This window comes from Sporosarcina sp. SG10008 (genome assembly GCF_044569405.1).
GTDB classification, from domain to species: Bacteria; Bacillota; Bacilli; order Bacillales_A; family Planococcaceae; genus Sporosarcina; species Sporosarcina psychrophila.
Map to the genome: position 1 here is coordinate 4022661 of NZ_CP172607.1, position 18232 is coordinate 4040892.

Annotated in this window: 14 protein-coding genes, 1 tRNA gene, 3 rRNA genes and 1 other RNA gene; 1 reads left to right on the forward strand and 18 read right to left on the reverse strand. The window is 46.1% G+C overall.

Annotated features, from left to right (window positions below; genetic code table 11):
* Positions 1-13 precede the first annotated feature (13 nt).
* From ACGLYD_RS18970 to ffs, 15 genes are all read right to left on the reverse strand, one after another.
* Positions 14-841, reverse strand: coding sequence for a stage 0 sporulation family protein (locus ACGLYD_RS18970; protein WP_067213762.1), 828 nt, complete (start codon positions 839-841; stop codon positions 14-16).
* Positions 834-1841, reverse strand: coding sequence for a DNA polymerase III subunit delta' (gene holB, locus ACGLYD_RS18975; RefSeq protein WP_187046267.1), 1008 nt, complete (start codon positions 1839-1841; stop codon positions 834-836). The genes ACGLYD_RS18970 and holB overlap by 8 nt, the downstream gene beginning before the upstream one ends.
* A 59-nt stretch (positions 1842-1900) precedes the next feature.
* Complete coding sequence (locus tag ACGLYD_RS18980; RefSeq protein WP_067213763.1) at positions 1901-2341, reverse strand: YaaR family protein; 441 nt, start codon at positions 2339-2341, stop codon at positions 1901-1903.
* Positions 2342-2361: 20 nt separating this feature from the next.
* On the reverse strand, positions 2362-2691 hold the full coding sequence (locus ACGLYD_RS18985; protein ID WP_067213764.1) for a cyclic-di-AMP receptor: 330 nt from the start codon (positions 2689-2691) through the stop codon (positions 2362-2364).
* Positions 2692-2738: 47 nt separating this feature from the next.
* The gene (tmk, locus tag ACGLYD_RS18990) at positions 2739-3374 is read right to left on the reverse strand and encodes a dTMP kinase (RefSeq protein WP_399629901.1); all 636 of its coding nucleotides are present in this window, start codon (positions 3372-3374) and stop codon (positions 2739-2741) included.
* A gap of 1 nt (position 3375) precedes the next feature.
* Positions 3376-4812 carry an aminotransferase class I/II-fold pyridoxal phosphate-dependent enzyme gene (locus ACGLYD_RS18995; protein ID WP_399629904.1) on the reverse strand — a complete coding sequence of 479 codons (1437 nt, stop codon included), beginning with the start codon at positions 4810-4812 and terminating at the stop codon, positions 3376-3378.
* Between the two features lie 539 nt (positions 4813-5351).
* Positions 5352-5467, reverse strand: a 5S ribosomal RNA gene (rrf, locus tag ACGLYD_RS19000).
* Positions 5468-5547: 80 nt separating this feature from the next.
* A 23S ribosomal RNA gene (locus tag ACGLYD_RS19005) occupies positions 5548-8479 on the reverse strand.
* A gap of 325 nt (positions 8480-8804) precedes the next feature.
* Positions 8805-10356: ribosomal RNA gene (locus tag ACGLYD_RS19010) — 16S ribosomal RNA — on the reverse strand.
* Together the 16S, 23S and 5S rRNA genes form the textbook arrangement of a ribosomal RNA operon.
* Before the next feature lie 274 nt (positions 10357-10630).
* Positions 10631-10894: a pro-sigmaK processing inhibitor BofA family protein gene (locus ACGLYD_RS19015; protein ID WP_255428539.1), complete on the reverse strand. Its 264-nt coding sequence runs from the start codon at positions 10892-10894 to the stop codon at positions 10631-10633.
* Between the two features lie 56 nt (positions 10895-10950).
* The gene (locus ACGLYD_RS19020) at positions 10951-11163 is read right to left on the reverse strand and encodes a YaaL family protein (RefSeq protein WP_255428540.1); all 213 of its coding nucleotides are present in this window, start codon (positions 11161-11163) and stop codon (positions 10951-10953) included.
* Between the two features lie 13 nt (positions 11164-11176).
* A complete protein-coding gene (gene recR / locus ACGLYD_RS19025) occupies positions 11177-11773 on the reverse strand; it encodes a recombination mediator RecR (protein WP_067213769.1) in 597 nt (198 codons plus the stop codon).
* An 11-nt stretch (positions 11774-11784) separates the two neighbouring features.
* A complete protein-coding gene (locus tag ACGLYD_RS19030) occupies positions 11785-12105 on the reverse strand; it encodes a YbaB/EbfC family nucleoid-associated protein (RefSeq protein ID WP_067213770.1) in 321 nt (106 codons plus the stop codon).
* 21 nt (positions 12106-12126) lie between these two features.
* Positions 12127-13887, reverse strand: coding sequence for a DNA polymerase III subunit gamma/tau (dnaX, locus tag ACGLYD_RS19035; protein ID WP_187046270.1), 1761 nt, complete (start codon positions 13885-13887; stop codon positions 12127-12129).
* 128 nt (positions 13888-14015) lie between these two features.
* Positions 14016-14282, reverse strand: an RNA gene (ffs, locus tag ACGLYD_RS19040) — signal recognition particle sRNA large type.
* Positions 14283-14400: 118 nt separating this feature from the next.
* Between ffs and ACGLYD_RS19045 the strand changes: the two genes are divergently transcribed.
* Positions 14401-14493, forward strand: a tRNA-Ser gene (locus ACGLYD_RS19045).
* A gap of 347 nt (positions 14494-14840) precedes the next feature.
* On the opposite strand, the gene thrB is transcribed toward ACGLYD_RS19045, so the two are convergent.
* From thrB to ACGLYD_RS19060, 3 genes are read right to left on the reverse strand one after another with little or no spacing between them, the layout of a single operon-like run.
* A complete protein-coding gene (gene thrB / locus ACGLYD_RS19050) occupies positions 14841-15734 on the reverse strand; it encodes a homoserine kinase (protein WP_338654438.1) in 894 nt (297 codons plus the stop codon).
* A complete protein-coding gene (gene thrC, locus ACGLYD_RS19055; RefSeq protein ID WP_067213773.1) occupies positions 15734-16792 on the reverse strand; it encodes a threonine synthase in 1059 nt (352 codons plus the stop codon). The genes thrB and thrC overlap by 1 nt, the downstream gene beginning before the upstream one ends.
* Positions 16792-18087 carry a homoserine dehydrogenase gene (locus tag ACGLYD_RS19060; RefSeq protein WP_067213774.1) on the reverse strand — a complete coding sequence of 432 codons (1296 nt, stop codon included), beginning with the start codon at positions 18085-18087 and terminating at the stop codon, positions 16792-16794. Before ACGLYD_RS19060 ends, thrC begins: the two co-directional genes overlap by 1 nt.
* Between the last annotated feature and the right edge of the window lie 145 nt (positions 18088-18232).

The window sequence follows — 18232 nt, forward strand, 5'->3', positions numbered from 1 at the left end:
CTATCCCACCTCATTATTTCATCAATTGAGCCATATTTTTTTGTTGTTCCATTATTTCTTCCAACGTATACTCCAATACCAAATCCTGATCCGTCATACTTACTTGAAGAAGGCGTTCAAGCAGATTCAGTCCAACTACTTTTCCAGGCCCCTCAGGTGTTTGGACACGTGTTCCTACATCTGGCATAAGCGCTTTTGCTTCTTCGTAATCATCATTCTCATATTTCAAGCAGCACATAAGACGTCCGCACAGACCTGATATTTTAGAAGGATTAAGTGATAAGTTCTGATCTTTTGCCATTTTTATCGAAACCGGTTCGAAATCACCTAGGAATGTTGAACAGCAAAGCATCCGGCCACATGGTCCAATGCCACCAAGCATTTTCGCCTCATCACGTACACCAATCTGTCGCAGTTCAATACGTGTCCGGAAAATCGAAGCAAGATCTTTAACAAGATTCCGGAAATCAACGCGACCTTCAGCCGTAAAGTAAAAGACAATCTTGTTTCGATCGAATGTATACTCGACATCAACCAACTTCATCTCTAACGAATGTTCTACAATCTTTTCTACACCTGTACTAAAAGCCCGTTCAGCCTCAAGACGGTTCTCCTCTACTTTTTCGAGGTCTTCCGTTTGCGCTGGACGAATGATCTTTTTGAGTGGCAAGACAACATCATTCTCACCAACTTCTCTTACCTTACCTGTAACTTTACCGTATTCGATTCCACGTGCTGTTTCAACGATGACGTAGTCACCTTCGTCGAGCGTGTACTCCAGTGGATCGAAATAATATATTTTACCCGCTTTCTTAAAGCGGACACCTACAACTTTATACAACAAGTAACCCCTCCTGCATGCTGAGCACCAATTGTTCCATTAAAAGTGTGCGATTCATATTGCCATGCAATTGCTTTTTCGACTGCAATATTGCCTCCATATTAGCAGACAGCTGGCTATATGTCATCTTCATCGAAAGACCTCTAACTAGTTCTTGCTGATCGGGAAATGTTGCTGTTGACTGCAAACCGGCTTTGGATGCCACCACATCTCTGTAAGCATAAAGCAGTAAATCCAGTCCACTCTCAGTCTCTTCCTTCTCTTTAAATAAAGGGGCCCATTCTGATTGAATGAATAACAACGCTTCATGGACATGTCTATCCGATGCTTCAACCAATTTTAACACTGTTTTTCGCATGTGTGCAAATTGATCATCTCCAGCCAGTCGAAAAGCTTCATCCAGATTGGCAGTGACCATCGTAACGGTCGCTGCCATTGAAGGTGTAATCCCCTTCTCGACTAGCTCACTAATCATCATTTCTCTAGACGGCGGTAGAAAAGATAACCGTTGACACCGTGATTGGATCGTTGGCAATATCGATTGATATGAATCCGTTAAAAGGATTGCCGTTACATCGCCTTCGGGTTCCTCAAGAAACTTAAGCAACGTATTCGCCGCAGCAACGTTCATCCGATCTGCCCTAGTAATAATATATATTTTCCTACCCGACTCGTAACCCTTTTTCGTCATGCTATACACAAGATTGGACATCTGCTCTTTCCTGATATCCTGACCATCTGGTCGAATAAGCGTTACGTTTGGATGATTACTGGACGTCACTCGTCGACAAGAATGACATGTTTCACATGGAACAAAGTTTTCAGGACTAGCACAAAGAAGAAGTTTGGCGAAAAAAAGTGCAACTGCTTCTTTTCCTGTTCCACGTTCACCGTCAAACATATATGCATGTCCAATTCGCCCATTTTTATAAGAAGAACTTAATCGTTCAGTTATTTTTTTTTGCTCTACTACAAGTCGGTTATTCATTTGATCTTGCATAAGCACACACCTCCGTGTTCAAAAAAAACCGTGTTTCTTAAACGACAGAAAACACGGAATCACATGTATAGATTGATGAGTAGCCCTTTGATCTCACCAATTTTAGCTAATAGATCGACAGATGTTTTTTCTTCATTCAACAAGTCTTCTGCCAACTCAATAAGCCTTTCATCTATCGTTTCGACAATTTTCAACCTGCGTCCCTCACCGAAACGATTCCATGTATGAGACTGTTTAAGTCCCATTCCAGATTCAACGGCTTCTTTAAGAAAACGTCGAACTAGCATTTTAAATTTAGCCATATCGCGCAAATTGCGAGAACGGGCAATTCGGTCCCCTGCCGATGAAATATCGCCGAGGAGCTTAGTAACCTGCTCTCCTTGGAGGCGCTGCTCTTGTTTAACGACCATTTGGCCGAACCGCGCTCCACCTTGAGATGAATGTAAAGGATCGTTCCTCATCTTATCGAGGCCTGACCGGTAGTCACTATTGACTTTCATTTAGGTTCACCTCTTATTCATCAAAAATGATGAAAATGTTCAATTGGAAGGACGAATACGGTAGCACCGCCAACCTCGACTTCAACCGGGTAAGGAATGTATGAGTCTGCATTTCCACCCATTGGAGAAACTGGAGCTACCATTTGATCTCGTGAACGGCAATTTTCTCGAATAAGTTCAAGCGCCTTCGGAATGAGGGCATCATCGGTACCAATCAAAAATGTCGTATTTCCCGACCGTAAAAATCCTCCCGTACTAGCCAATTTCGTCGCTCGGAAGTCACCTTTGGTCAAAGCCGTAGACAACCGGTTACTGTCTTGGTCCTGTACAACTGCCACAATCAATTTCACGATAATCTCCCCTTTTCCGCTTTCCAACTATTATATCATGAATCTGACTATTTAATGAGTTGGGAGCATATGATTTTCCAAACATTTTCCGTTACTTGCTCTTTAGAGAGCGATGCATCCGTTGAGTGAATCCGTTCTGGGTAACGACGAATGAGCTCCTGATAACCCTCATAAACGTTTTGATGAAAATGGATACTTTCATTATCCAATCGATTCTCTTCTCGTTTGTCATTTGCCGCAATTCGCGCAAGTCCTTGTTCTGGATTAATATCAAAAAAGACCGTCAGATCCGGCATCGTATCACTTATAGCAAACTCATTAATCGATAGAACCTCATCAATTCCAAGTCCGCGCGCATGCCCCTGATAAGCTAGCGAACTATCAACAAAACGATCACATAGGACAATCATTCCGTCCTTAAGTGCAGGCATCACTTTTTCAACAAGATGCTGCCTTCGTGCGGCTGCATAGAGAAGTGCTTCCGTCTTCGCATCCATTTCCTGATGATCATTATCGAGGATTATTTCACGGATTTTCTCCGCAATACGAATTCCACCCGGTTCGCGCGTAAGAATGACCTTCAATCCTTGTTCTTCCATACGTTTATATAACTCTTTGATGACTGTTGTCTTTCCAGCCCCTTCAGGTCCTTCAAATGTAATGAATACACCTTTCTGTATCATGTTATTCCTCCACTCTATTCTTTACTACAACTATCTGTTTTTCGTTAATTCGAATTTCCCCCTGGAATTTCGCCCCCATTTGGAGCAATTTCCCTAAAGTTTGAACATGCTCATCCTTTACAATTTCTCCGGCAATTAAAAGCGGGATACCCGGCGGATAGGGAATCACGGAAGCGGCCGCCACACGCCCCAGGGAATCCACGTATGGAATCCACTCCACTTCCATATTCGCCACTTCCTCTGACGTGTAAGCAAGACGAGAAAGTCCCTCCCCAAGTAGTGGTGCTTCTATTGTACTTATTATCTTATCCACTCCATCCAAACAAGTAACCGCAGTTTTAATTTTCTCGTAAACTTCATCGAAAGGATAAATCGACCCCACTTTTAATAACGGTAACACGAACAACACTTGATAGGGATCTGCAATTTCACTATAAATTCCTTCCGCTTCCAGTTTCTTTTGTAGATCAAAACCAGAATAACCTTCAATGCGTAAAATAAGCTTTAACGGATCATCCGTTTCAAACGCTCGAAGTCTTGGTATCAGTTTCAAACGTTTGATAAAAGATACCCGCCATTCCACGAAGACCTTTTTATCTTCTTCATTATAAGACTCTGCATAAGCTCTGGCATCGTCAAGCGATGCCATCAACAAATAAGATGGACTGCTAGACTGTAGCATCCCTAAATAACGGGCAACTTTTTCTGCAGCGATGAAGTCTGAGCGTACGTGTAAAAAAGAAGCCATCGTCATCGCTGGCAATGTTTTATGCGCTGAATGAACAACTACATCCGCACCCATCTCCAACGCTGAACGAGGAAACGGTTCACCTACAACAAAATGTGCACCGTGTGCCTCATCTACCAAGACTGGAACTCCATATGTATGACAAAGGTTGATAGTCTCTTCTAACTCGGCCCCTGTTAGGCCATAGTACGTCGGGTAGGTAAGAATAACAGCCTTGGCCCCAGGATAGGCCTTGAGCGCCTCGCCGACTTGCGCAGCGGTCACGCCTCCCGCTGTCTTTGTAGTCACATCCCAAACCGGTGACACAAACACTGGCCTTGCACCAGTCAGCTCAATCGCATGGAAAATCGACTTATGTGCATTGCGCTGAACAATAACTGTTTCACCCGCACGGCACGCCGCATAGACCATTGCCAAATTCCCTACCGTTGAACCATTCACAAGAAAGAAGCTTTGATCCGAACCATAGAGTAACGACAGCTTCTGTTGCGCCTCTTCAATTACACCACTCGGCTCATGAAGATCGTCAAGTCCCTCTAACTCAGTAAAATCATATTGAAGAGCCATCCGTAACTCGGTCGGTAGTCCAGAAAGTATTCCCCCTTTATGTCCAGGCACGTGGAATGAAATCGGGTTTGCTTCTTTGAACTTAGTTAACGCTTCAATAAGCGGCCGATTAGGATCTTTCATTGTAAATCACACTTCCTTTCCTTCTATTATATAGTATTTCAGACCGATCATATAACCAGTACAACCCACATCTGTTGAATAACCATTTTCTTACACAACATACTGGTAAAGGAGGCTCCAAAGTCTTCATTTGGACTAGTATGTTTCCGGAGAAGCCATCTATTCCCTCATCCCCCAAAGCCTCAGCACTTTGAGTACCTATTATAGCCATGGAGATCGACGGATGAACGACAACCATACAAGAAGCACCTAGTGTTTGATTACTTTATTCACTGGTTATTTTGGTTAATCAACAGATATGAGTTCAACCAGTCATGTAGCGCCTGTTCAGCCCCGACAAGGCGTTCTTATTACCTTTACTTACAGGACAGAAGGCGACTCTAGACGAACAAAAAGTCATTACCTACTTGCTGGCAATGACTACATTTCTTCAAATCCATGTTTTCTATGTACTTTTGCTTTAATTTCCGGAAAAAACATGCAGATAACACAAAACGAGATGATTCTAAAGAATCATCTCGTTTTGTGTTATCCATGGTGCCCGGCGACGTCCTACTCTCGCAGGGGGAAACCCCCAACTACCATCGGCGCTGAAGAGCTTAACTTCCGTGTTCGGGATGGGAACGGGTGTGACCTCTTCGCAATCGTCACCAGACTCTTTGAGCTTGTTCGCTCAAAACTGAATAAAACAGACATTGTGCTACACGAATCAGGGTAATCAAGCCCTTTTCAAAATTGGTTAAGTCCTCGATCGATTAGTATCCGTCAGCTCCACACGTCGCCGTGCTTCCACCCCAGACCTATCAACCTCATCTTCTTTGAGGGATCTTACTTACTTGCGTAATGGGAAATCTCATCTCGAGGGGGGCTTCATGCTTAGATGCTTTCAGCATTTATCCCGTCCATACATAGCTACCCAGCGATGCCTTTGGCAAGACAACTGGTACACCAGAGGTATGTCCATCCCGGTCCTCTCGTACTAAGGACAGCTCCTCTCAAATTTCCTGCGCCCGCGACGGATAGGGACCGAACTGTCTCACGACGTTCTGAACCCAGCTCGCGTACCGCTTTAATGGGCGAACAGCCCAACCCTTGGGACCGACTACAGCCCCAGGATGCGATGAGCCGACATCGAGGTGCCAAACCTCCCCGTCGATGTGGACTCTTGGGGGAGATAAGCCTGTTATCCCCGGGGTAGCTTTTATCCGTTGAGCGATGGCCCTTCCATGCGGAACCACCGGATCACTAAGCCCGTCTTTCGACCCTGCTCGACTTGTAGGTCTCGCAGTCAAGCTCCCTTATGCCTTTGCACTCTACGAATGATGTCCAACCATTCTGAGGGAACCTTTGGGCGCCTCCGTTACTCTTTAGGAGGCGACCGCCCCAGTCAAACTGCCCGCCTGACACTGTCTCCTGCCCCGATAAGGGGCATGGGTTAGAAGTCCAATACAGCCAGGGTAGTATCCCACCAACGCCTCATCCGAAGCTAGCGCTCCGGAATCCAAGGCTCCTACCTATCCTGTACAGGCTGCACCGGAATTCAATATCAGGTTACAGTAAAGCTCCACGGGGTCTTTCCGTCCTGTCGCGGGTAACCTGCATCTTCACAGGTATTATAATTTCACCGAGTCTCTCGTTGAGACAGTGCCCAGATCGTTACGCCTTTCGTGCGGGTCGGAACTTACCCGACAAGGAATTTCGCTACCTTAGGACCGTTATAGTTACGGCCGCCGTTTACTGGGGCTTCAATTCGAAGCTTCGCTTGCGCTGACCTCTCCTCTTAACCTTCCAGCACCGGGCAGGCGTCAGCCCCTATACTTCACCTTGCGGTTTTGCAGAGACCTGTGTTTTTGCTAAACAGTCGCCTGGGCCTATTCACTGCGGCTCTCTCGGGCTTTAACACCCTACCAGAGCACCCCTTCTCCCGAAGTTACGGGGTCATTTTGCCGAGTTCCTTAACGAGAGTTCTCTCGATCACCTTAGGATTCTCTCCTCGCCTACCTGTGTCGGTTTGCGGTACAGGCACCTCCCGCCTCGCTAGAGGCTTTTCTTGGCAGCGTGAAATCAGGGACTCAGGGATAAATCCCCTTGCTGTAACAGCTCAATGTTATAGGAACGGGATTTGCCTCATTCCACACCTCACTGCTTAGACGCGCATAACCAACAGCGCGCTCACCCTATCCTACTGCGTCACCCCATTGCTCAAACGGCGGGGAGGTGGTACAGGAATATCAACCTGTTGTCCATCGTCTACGCCTTTCGGCCTCAACTTAGGTCCTGACTAACCCTGAGCGGACGAGCCTTCCTCAGGAAACCTTGGGCATTCGGTGGAAGGGATTCTCACCCTTCTTTCGCTACTCATACCGGCATTCTCACTTCCAAGCGCTCCACCAGTCCTTACGGTCTAGCTTCGACGCCCTTGGAACGCTCTCCTACCACTGACATCTAAGATGTCAATCCACAGTTTCGGTGATTCGTTTAGCCCCGGTACATTTTCGGCGCAGCGCCACTCGACCAGTGAGCTATTACGCACTCTTTAAATGATGGCTGCTTCTAAGCCAACATCCTGGTTGTCTGGGCAACGCCACATCCTTTTCCACTTAACGAATACTTGGGGACCTTAACTGGTGGTCTGGGCTGTTTCCCTCTCGACTACGGATCTTATCACCCGCAGTCTGACTCCCAAACATAAATCATCGGCATTCGGAGTTTGTCTGAATTCGGTAACCCGGGATGGGCCCCTAGTCCAAACAGTGCTCTACCTCCGAGATTCTTAAGTTTGAGGCTAGCCCTAAAGCTATTTCGGAGAGAACCAGCTATCTCCAGGTTCGATTGGAATTTCACCGCTACCCACACCTCATCCCCGCACTTTTCAACGTACGTGGGTTCGGGCCTCCAGTAAGTGTTACCTTACCTTCACCCTGGACATGGGTAGATCACCTGGTTTCGGGTCTACGACCCCATACTCTATCGCCCTATTCAGACTCGCTTTCGCTGCGGCTCCGCATTCACTGCTTAACCTTGCATGGAATCGTAACTCGCCGGTTCATTCTACAAAAGGCACGCCATCACCCATTAACGGGCTCTGACAACTTGTAGGCACATGGTTTCAGGATCTATTTCACTCCCCTTCCGGGGTGCTTTTCACCTTTCCCTCACGGTACTGGTTCACTATCGGTCACTAGGGAGTATTTAGCCTTGGGAGATGGTCCTCCCGGATTCCGACGGAATTTCACGTGTTCCGCCGTACTCAGGATACACTCTGGAGAGAATGGACTTTCAACTACGGGGCTTTTACCCGCTACGGCGGACCTTTCCAGGTCGCTTCGTCTAATCCATTCCTTTGTAACTCCGTATAGAGTGTCCTACAACCCCAAGAAGCAAGCTTCTTGGTTTGGGCTCTTCCCGTTTCGCTCGCCGCTACTCAGGGAATCGATTTTTCTTTCTATTCCTCCGGATACTTAGATGTTTCAGTTCTCCGGGTGTGCCTCGTTTACGCTATGTATTCACGTAAACGTACTGTCCCATTATGGACAGTGGGTTTCCCCATTCGGAAATCTCCGGATCAAAGCTTACTTACAGCTCCCCGGAGCATATCGGTGTTAGTGCCGTCCTTCTTAGGCTCCTAGTGCCAAGGCATCCGCCATGCGCCCTTTCTAACTTAACCCTTTGGTTTTCAACAAGCTTACGCTTCTTGAATTCCTCTTTGGTGAATTCTCCTTTACAGCGATGTAAATCGGAATTCGTAAAAGGCATTGCATGATTAGCTCATTTGCATGCGCTAATCTAGAGAAACGAATTTCTCTACGTTGATTACTTGATTTGTTGCTATCAATGTCGTTTCATTCAGTTTTCAAAGAACAAGTTTTGAATGTTCATATATAGAGGCTTCTTCAAGCGAAAAAACGCTTAAAAAGCTTAATGAACCTTCAAAACTGAACGCAAAACATCAATGTGTAAACCCGTGGTTTACATTCCGTAATAATCCTTAGAAAGGAGGTGATCCAGCCGCACCTTCCGATACGGCTACCTTGTTACGACTTCACCCCAATCATCTGTCCCACCTTCGGCGGCTGGCTCCCGTAAGGGTTACCCCACCGACTTCGGGTGTTACAAACTCTCGTGGTGTGACGGGCGGTGTGTACAAGACCCGGGAACGTATTCACCGTGGCATGCTGATCCACGATTACTAGCGATTCCGGCTTCATGGAGGCGAGTTGCAGCCTCCAATCCGAACTGGGAATGATTTTATGGGATTGGCTCCCCCTCGCGGGTTGGCAACCCTCTGTATCATCCATTGTAGCACGTGTGTAGCCCAGGTCATAAGGGGCATGATGATTTGACGTCATCCCCACCTTCCTCCGGTTTATCACCGGCAGTCACCTTAGAGTGCCCAACTGAATGCTGGCAACTAAGATCAAGGGTTGCGCTCGTTGCGGGACTTAACCCAACATCTCACGACACGAGCTGACGACAACCATGCACCACCTGTCACCACTGTCCCCGAAGGGAAAGGCGTATCTCTACACCGGTCAGTGGGATGTCAAGACCTGGTAAGGTTCTTCGCGTTGCTTCGAATTAAACCACATGCTCCACCGCTTGTGCGGGTCCCCGTCAATTCCTTTGAGTTTCAGCCTTGCGGCCGTACTCCCCAGGCGGAGTGCTTAATGCGTTAGCTGCAGCACTAAGGGGCGGAAACCCCCTAACACTTAGCACTCATCGTTTACGGCGTGGACTACCAGGGTATCTAATCCTGTTTGCTCCCCACGCTTTCGCGCCTCAGCGTCAGTTACAGACCAGAAAGCCGCCTTCGCCACTGGTGTTCCTCCACATCTCTACGCATTTCACCGCTACACGTGGAATTCCGCTTTCCTCTTCTGTACTCAAGTTCTCCAGTTTCCAATGACCCTCCACGGTTGAGCCGTGGGCTTTCACATCAGACTTAAAGAACCGCCTGCGCGCGCTTTACGCCCAATAATTCCGGACAACGCTTGCCACCTACGTATTACCGCGGCTGCTGGCACGTAGTTAGCCGTGGCTTTCTAATAAGGTACCGTCATGGCACGGGCAGTTACTCCCGTACGTGTTCTTCCCTTACAACAGAGCTTTACGATCCGAAAACCTTCTTCGCTCACGCGGCATTGCTCCATCAGACTTTCGTCCATTGTGGAAGATTCCCTACTGCTGCCTCCCGTAGGAGTCTGGGCCGTGTCTCAGTCCCAGTGTGGCCGATCACCCTCTCAGGTCGGCTACGCATCGTTGCCTTGGTAGGCCATTACCCCACCAACTAGCTAATGCGCCGCGGGCCCATCCTACAGTGACAGCCGAAACCGTCTTTCAGAGTTTGTCCATGCGGACAAACTGATTATTCGGTATTAGCCCCGGTTTCCCGGAGTTATCCCCATCTGTAGGGCAGGTTGCCCACGTGTTACTCACCCGTCCGCCGCTAAAATCAGAGAGCAAGCTCTCATCATTCCGCTCGACTTGCATGTATTAGGCATGCCGCCAGCGTTCGTCCTGAGCCAGGATCAAACTCTCCATAATAGAAGAAAATGAATAGCTCATTTCTTGCTGACTCGAATCCGAAGATTCTTGTGTGTGTTTCTTTTCAACCAACCGAAGCTGATTTAGTTAGAAACGTTTTGCTCAAATGCGTTAGCACTCTCGCTGTATTTCATTGATGTTTTGCTGTTCAGTTTTCAAGGTTCATTTGTAATGGAATCAACTTGCAATCCCTCGTGTGTTTCGCGTCCCTCACTGGCGACATACATAAGATTACTACGTCTCTGAACATAAGTCAACACTTTATAACAAACTTTCATAAAAATATTGCAAAAGCGCATAGCGTGGCGATTCCTGGTATCCCTAAAATCGCGAGTAATAGTCCAGACGTGATGTTTACAGGCACATAGATACCCACAAAACCTCCTGCAACATTCATTGCAAAAAGAACAAGGAACGCGAATGCCAACCGAAACCAATAGACCGATAAATGTTCCAAAGCTCGGTGGATATGTTTCTTATCCACCACTACTAATAGAAGGAGAACCAATATAACGACAACAATACCGATAACTTTCACGGGAAACACTCCTTTTTCAATGAATGATCCATTCTATGCGATCCCGTGAAAATATATCAATCCTTGCCTAACTGTCGAGCTTTTGCTTCTTTATATAAGTAAAAGTGTTTACACTCGGCTATTTTACGTCTAACAATTACTTCTTGATCATAATCATTGAGATAGCGCTCAATCCCTCTTGCCTGTTCCCAGTCTTCTTTCGTTGCTACCATTAATGAATGAAGGCGTTCATCAAACTCTTTTTTCAGCTTACTTTTTCGTCTAAACACCGAAGCGGACCCCCTATAACTCCCGGCGACCTTCCAGCGCCTTCGATAATGTAACTTCATCCGCGTATTCGAGATCACCGCCGACAGGTAGTCCATGCGCAATTCTAGTTGTTTTGATTCCTGAAGGTCTAACAAGCCTCGAGATGTACATCGCAGTCGCTTCTCCTTCTATTGTAGGGTTCGTGGCTAGGATCAATTCCTCAACCTCTTCATTCTGCAATCGAACAAGTAGCGACGGGACATTAATATCCTCAGGGCCAACTCCATCCATCGGCGAGATAGCACCGTGAAGGACATGATAAAGCCCCTTGAAATCCCTCATCTTCTCCAAGGCAATAACGTCTTTCGGGTCTTGAACAACACAAATTATCGAACCATCGCGTTGTGTATCCTGACAAATGTGGCAGGGATCGATATCTGTAATATGACCGCAAACTGAGCAAAAACGCAGATTCCGTTTAGCGTCAACCAGAGCTTTTGCAAAATCCAACACAGTATCTTCCTTCATGCTTAAGACAAAAAACGCCAGACGACCCGCTGTTTTCGGGCCGATACCTGGCAATTTCATAAAACTATCCATCAGTTTTGATATTGGTTCAGGATAATGCATTTATGTGCCTCCTAGAACATTCCTGGCAGATTCAATCCTTTTGTGAATTGACCCATCGTCGAGTTCGTTAATTCTTCCGCTTTAGCCATAGCATCATTCGTAGCAATGACAATAAGGTCTTGTAACATTTCAACATCTTCCGGATCCACTACGGACGGGTCAACGATTACTTCGACAACCTGCTTATCTCCAGATACGATGACTTTTACCATACCGCCACCTGCTGCACCCTCAAGACGTTTTTCACCAAGCTCTTCCTGTGCTACAGCCATTTGTTTTTGCATTTTCTGCATTTGTTTCATCATGCCTTGCATATTTCCCATACCCTTCATGTTTGTTTCCTCCTCTAATTTTTAATCGTCATGGACTTCTATGAAATCTTTACCGAAAATCTTTTCCGCCTCAGTTACAATCGGATCCGCATTTTCCTGTTCTGCTTCCTTTACGAAAGAAAGCATTTCTTCACCAGGCACCCCTTCATCAGAACTTTCCGGCTCTTGTTGTTTAGCGAGCCCATTTTTCCGAATGAAGTCTCCCCTTACACTCAACCAACCTTCTTCAGGCACATACACGACTTCATATGCTTTCCCGGTTCGTGAACGTAAGGCATCTGACAAGCCCGACCGAAGTGACGGATTTTCAGACGCCATGAGGCAATGGATTTCATATTTGAATTTTAACACAAAAGCATTCTCTGATGCTGCGACTGGTTCTGTCTCTTCGAGAAGCGCGGCATGTGACCTTTGCATTGTCTGCATCATCCCCGCCCATTCTTCCCGAATCGTCTGGATGTCTTGTTTTGTCGCAGATTTCAATACTTCGTGAATTTTACCCGTCGGAACTTTGAAGCCTTGCGACGATTTCGACGCATTTTTCCGTGGTTGAGCGGATTGATCTGCAGCCGTCTGCTTATTCATTCCACCACTAGACATCTGCTGTTGCAACTCCATAATTGTGCGCTCAAGATCTGCTACCTTCTGCGTAAGCCCCGGATCAATGGCATGATTGCCTCCACTGACCTGCACAGGGCTGTCAAGATGAATCATTTTCAAAAAGGCAGACTCAATATAGACTTTTGCATGATTGGAGAACCGCATTTCCTGTTGCGTTTTTGCCAGTATGTCAATGAATAAGTACAACGTATCCATTTCAAATCGTTGTGCCATTTCTACAAACCGTTCATCGCCAGGTATGAGTTCGAGTAAATCTTTTAAGCTGGGTGCTGTTCGCAGAAGAAGAAGATCCCGGAAAAACGTGATTAAATCTTCTGCTAGCCTGGAAACATCTTTTCCCTCCGCAATAAGTCGATCAAGCAATGTCAGTACCATGCCAGCGTCTTTACCAAGTAGCGCTTCCGCCAACTGATGGAAAATGTCTTCACCAATTGATCCAGTTACAAGCAGTGCATCTTCAATTGTTATCTTGTCTCCACTAAACGACACAACTTGGTCAAGCATACTGAGTGCATCACGCATTCCTCCAGAAGCCGCCTGCGCAATTACTTTCAAAGCACTTTCATCAGACTCAATACCCGTATCCGCAAGTACCGTCTTCATTCGATTAGTAATATCAGCCGGTGTAATTGGTTTAAAATCGAAGCGCTGACACCTCGAAATAATCGTCAATGGTAGTTTATGCGGTTCTGTGGTTGCTAAGATAAATACGACATGCGATGGCGGTTCCTCAAGAGTTTTCAAAAGCGCATTGAATGCCGAATTTGATAACATATGTACCTCATCGATAATATATACTTTAAAACGAGCATTCGACGGGGCAAACCGTACCTTTTCAATAATGTCTCGCATTTCCTCAACACGTGAGTTCGAAGCTGCATCAAATTCGATGACATCCGTATTCGACCCTTCCGTGATGCTGATACACGTCGGACACTCATTGCACGGTTCTTTTGCTGGACCATTTTCGCAATTTAACGCTTTCGCAAAAACTTTCGCCGCACTTGTCTTCCCTGTACCTCTTGGACCCGAGAAAAGATAAGCATGTGTCGTCTTATTATGAAGGAGGGCGTTCTGAAGTGTCTGTTTCACATGTTGCTGTCCGGACATCTCAGCAAATGATTGAGGCCGATATACGCGGTAAAAAGCTTGATACACCAACAGTTTCCTCTCCTTTTGACGCAATGCGCTAATGTTTCCATTATAGCACAAACGCCTATACGAATCCTTTATTAGCGCAACAAAAAACTCGTCCGCAGAAACGGACGAGTCGAATTGTGAAATTAATGCCGTGCACCTTCCTCCGACAGCCACACATAAGCGTTACTCCTGTCGCCAGCTCGGTCTAGGCGACCCCGCGGCACATGAGAAATTCTACTTAATGCTGCTTCCTTCCGGACCTGACATAGTTCATAGGTTCCCATTGCGCGGGACCCAAACGTCAACACTGCGTGCAAGAGGCAGACCCTACAATACGGACAGCCTCGGGAAGGGATTCAGTCTTGCTAGAGCGGATTGCAAGTTACAGGACACCGCTATCTCCCCACCTAGCACGGCATTTACAAGTATACTCAATCTGCTAGATTAAATCAATTAATATCATGTGAACAAAGTTATTTTTATAAAACTGTTGACACTTCATTTCAAACATGATAAATTATTAATTGTTGATACGGAGGTATACCCAAGCTCGGCTGAAGGGATCGGTCTTGAAAACCGACAGGGGAGTCAAATCCCGCGGGGGTTCGAATCCCTCTACCTCCTCCATTTTTCCAACTAAACGTATATGCTTGAAATCGAATTCGTTAGTAGATAACGAATTTTTATTTTGCCTATTATAGTAATTAAACTTTAAGAAGCGGAGCCATTTTACTGGTCCGCTTCTTTTTTGTTCTGTCTAGGCTCCAGCGCCTAGCCCCTGGGCCCACAGGACGTGGGTCATGTAGCTGTTGCGACAGGATGTCGCGATCCTAAGCTGCCTTCCTCTGTTGCTTCAGTCCTTAAGTTAAAGGCAAAGAGCGCCTTTATCTTCAGACCCTCCGACGTACAGGACGTACTAGTGCCGACGTTGCCACAGGACGTGGTGAATTTAGTCGGCCAGCGCTTTTCTCTATTCAATTAACCACAGCACCCGCATTAGACGGTTTGACAGCAATACAACCATAGTACGGGAACGCAACTGCCAATCGCTTTGCCAATTCGCCCTCGTTACCTTGTTTCACAGCCACGAAAAGAGAAGGACCCGCTCCACTAATTGTCATGCCATACGCACCGTACTCGTGGCAAACTTCACGGATCCGGTCGAACTCAGGAAATAACTTCTTACGATACGGCTCATGAAAGATATCCTTTTCCATCATACGCCCCGCCGTTTCCCAATCATCCCGGGCAATCGCTGCTGAAAGTACATTCCCCGCTGCGCTACTACGTATTGCTTCTGAATGTGAGAGTTGGCCTGGCAGAAGCCCCCTAGATGCTTCCGTCAGCAATGCCTCAGGCGGAACAAGTATCACAGCTCCCATTTTTGGTTCTCTTATATGAACGACATCCATTTCCACGCCATCAAAATAAGAAATTGTCACTCCCCCAAGAAGTGCAGCCGAGATATTATCCGCGTGCCCTTCATATCCACTACCTAGAAGCACTTTTTCCTTCGCGGAAAGATTCAATTCAAGAAGTTGGTTTGCAATTTCAATTCCTGCTGCAATTGCCGTTGCACTGCTTCCAAGTCCTTTACCAAGCGGAATATCCGACTGAATGATAAGTCGTGATGCTGGTGCAACACGCCCTTTTCGCTCAGCTATATTAGTAACTGTCTTCACAATTAAATTATTTTCACCGGTCGGTAAATCTTCAAAACCATCGTCTTTATACGTAACTTCCCAATCCTCTGACGGCGATACATTCACCGTCATATAAAGATTAAGTGCAAGTCCGATACTATCGAAGCCTGGCCCAAGATTTGCCGTCGATGCAGGTACGACAACGGAAAAATTGGATTCTGCCATTACTTTGCCCCCGCCTTTAACTCACTAAGAAACGCATCAAATTGTTCCCGTGACATCATTGGTTTCTCTTTATTTACTTCAATTGCTGTATCTGGATCTTTTAGACCGTTACCCGTCAATACAGCAACTACAGTTGAACCTTTTTTCAACAAGCCGCTCTCCACTTGTTTTTTAACGCCCGCAATTGAAGCACACGAGCCTGGTTCTGCAAAAACACCTTCAGATGAAGCGATTAAACTATATGCTTCTAAAATCTCTTCATCTGTTACAGCGAGAATTGTTCCATTCGACTCCGCCAAGGCATTGTTCGCCAGTTCCCAACTTGCGGGATTACCGATTCGAATTGCCGTTGCAACCGTTTCGGGGTTTTCGAATACGCGATTATAAACAATCGGTGCAGCTCCGTCGGCTTGTACACCAAGAAGAACCGGTAACTCAGTACCCTTCTTATCAGCATATTCTTTGAAACCTTTCCAAGCCGCCGAAATATTACCTGCGTTCCCAACCGGAAGTGCAAAAATATCCGGTACTTTTCCAAGTTGCTCAATCGTTTCAAACGCAATTGTCTTTTGACCTTCAAGGCGATACGGGTTAACCGAGTTCACGAGCGCAACGTCTCCCTCGCCAGCCGCACGCACCATAGCCAATGCTTCGTCAAAGTTGCCTTCGATTTCTACAATTTCTGCGCCATACATTTTCGCCTGAGCCAACTTGCCAAGTGCGATTCGACCTTCCGGAATAACTACAATTGTCCGCATTCCAGCACGAGCACCGTATGCCGCCGCCGCTGCAGACGTATTACCCGTTGATGCACAAATAAGAACTTTTTTTCCTTCTTCTTTCGCTTTTGCGACCGCCATAACCATGCCCCGGTCTTTAAATGAACCAGTTGGATTCGTTCCTTCCGTTTTCACGTAAAGGTTAATGCCCCATTGTTCAGATAAATTTGGCATGTGAATAAGAGGGGTATTCCCTTCCTGCAACGTTAACGCCGGCGTATTTTCTGTCACCGGTAACCATTCTTTATATTCCTCAATTAATCCATTCCATCTTTTCATCATTCTTCCCCCTCTACCCGGTAATGGCTTAGTACGCCGATTACCTTTGGTGTCTCGTTCAATTCATTCACAATATCTAAATGCTGTTGTCTCGAAATTTGATGCGTGATGAAAATCAGGTCCGCGTCAGCCGCCTTTTTATCGGAATGCTGAACAACCGTCGCCAGACTTGCACCGTGCTTGCTATAAATAGACGTTAATTTCGTCAGGACACCTACTTCGTCTCTCACGCGAATTCGGTGGAAATAACGTGCGAACTTATTACTATCACTTTTCACTTTTCGCTCATACTGAGGTGCGTGTAACCTTTTGCCGTTGACACCTAGCAGCAAATTACGGCACGCTGCAATAATATCTCCCGTTACAGACGTGGCAGTCGGCATTGATCCAGCCCCCGGTCCATAGAACATTGTTTCTCCAACTGCATCTCCATAAATATATACGGCATTGAACTCATTGTTCACTGATGCCAAAGGATGCGAATTCGGGAAAAACACAGGCTCTACAGCTACTTCAATACCATCCTCATTCTTCTTAGCTGACCCCGCTAACTTCACCGTATAGCCAAACTGCTCAGCCAGTTCTAGATCGCCTTCTTGGATTTCCTTCATCCCTCTCACAAAAACATCGCCTAGACGGACTTCGGTTGAGAAAGACAATGAAGCCAAAATAACCATTTTGCGCGCTGCATCAATGCCATCAACATCCGCCGATGGATCTGCCTCTGCAAAACCAAGTGCTGTCGCCTCTGCCAATGCATCTTCATAAGACATTTTTTCATGTTTCATTTTTGTTAAGATGAAGTTCGTTGTTCCATTCACAATACCTGTCAATGCACGGATTCGGTCAGAAGCAAGTCCATCTTCAAGGGTGCGAATTAACGGGATTCCGCCCCCGACGCTTGCTTCGTAAAACAGATCACACTTGTTTTCATCCGCCAGCTTCAATAATCCAGGTCCGAATTCTGCCATAACGTCTTTATTGGCAGTTACGACACCTTTTCCAGCGCGCAGGGAACTTTCAATCGCTTCTTTCGCATCGAAGGTCCCGCCCATCACTTCTACTATTAAATCTATAGACGAGTCTTCAAGCACTTCATACAAATTATCCGTGAATGTTTCCAATGAAAGTGTTGTTTCCCGATTTTTATGTAAATTTTTCACAAGAACTTTTTTAATTTTGACAGGAACGCCGAGTTTATGATGGAGGTCTTCTTGGTGATCTTGCAAGATTTTAGCCACCCCGCTGCCGACAACCCCAAATCCTAATAATCCAATATTAATTTCATTTCTCATTGACGATTCTCCTAACTGTATGTACACTATGAAAAAACAATTGTTCTTTGCATAAAGACATTATAGTGAAATATTCGGATAATAACAACCTTTTTGTGATAAAGTCATAGAATAAATACATTCATCCCATTATATAATAGAAAGG

Excerpts from the sequence above, each read along its gene's own strand:
- holB (WP_187046267.1), bottom strand. The coding sequence starts at position 1,841 with ATGCAAGATCAAATGAATAACCGACTTGTAGTAGAGCAAAAAAAAATA.
- ACGLYD_RS18980 (WP_067213763.1), bottom strand. The coding sequence starts at position 2,341 with ATGAAAGTCAATAGTGACTACCGGTCAGGCCTCGATAAGATGAGGAAC.
- tmk (WP_399629901.1), bottom strand. The coding sequence starts at position 3,374 with ATGATACAGAAAGGTGTATTCATTACATTTGAAGGACCTGAAGGGGCT.
- ACGLYD_RS18995 (WP_399629904.1), bottom strand. The coding sequence starts at position 4,812 with ATGAAAGATCCTAATCGGCCGCTTATTGAAGCGTTAACTAAGTTCAAA.
- recR (WP_067213769.1), bottom strand. The coding sequence starts at position 11,773 with ATGCATTATCCTGAACCAATATCAAAACTGATGGATAGTTTTATGAAA.
- ACGLYD_RS19030 (WP_067213770.1), bottom strand. The coding sequence starts at position 12,105 with ATGAAGGGTATGGGAAATATGCAAGGCATGATGAAACAAATGCAGAAA.
- thrB (WP_338654438.1), bottom strand. The coding sequence starts at position 15,734 with ATGGCAGAATCCAATTTTTCCGTTGTCGTACCTGCATCGACGGCAAAT.
- thrC (WP_067213773.1), bottom strand. The coding sequence starts at position 16,792 with ATGAAAAGATGGAATGGATTAATTGAGGAATATAAAGAATGGTTACCG.
- ACGLYD_RS19060 (WP_067213774.1), bottom strand. The coding sequence starts at position 18,087 with ATGAGAAATGAAATTAATATTGGATTATTAGGATTTGGGGTTGTCGGC.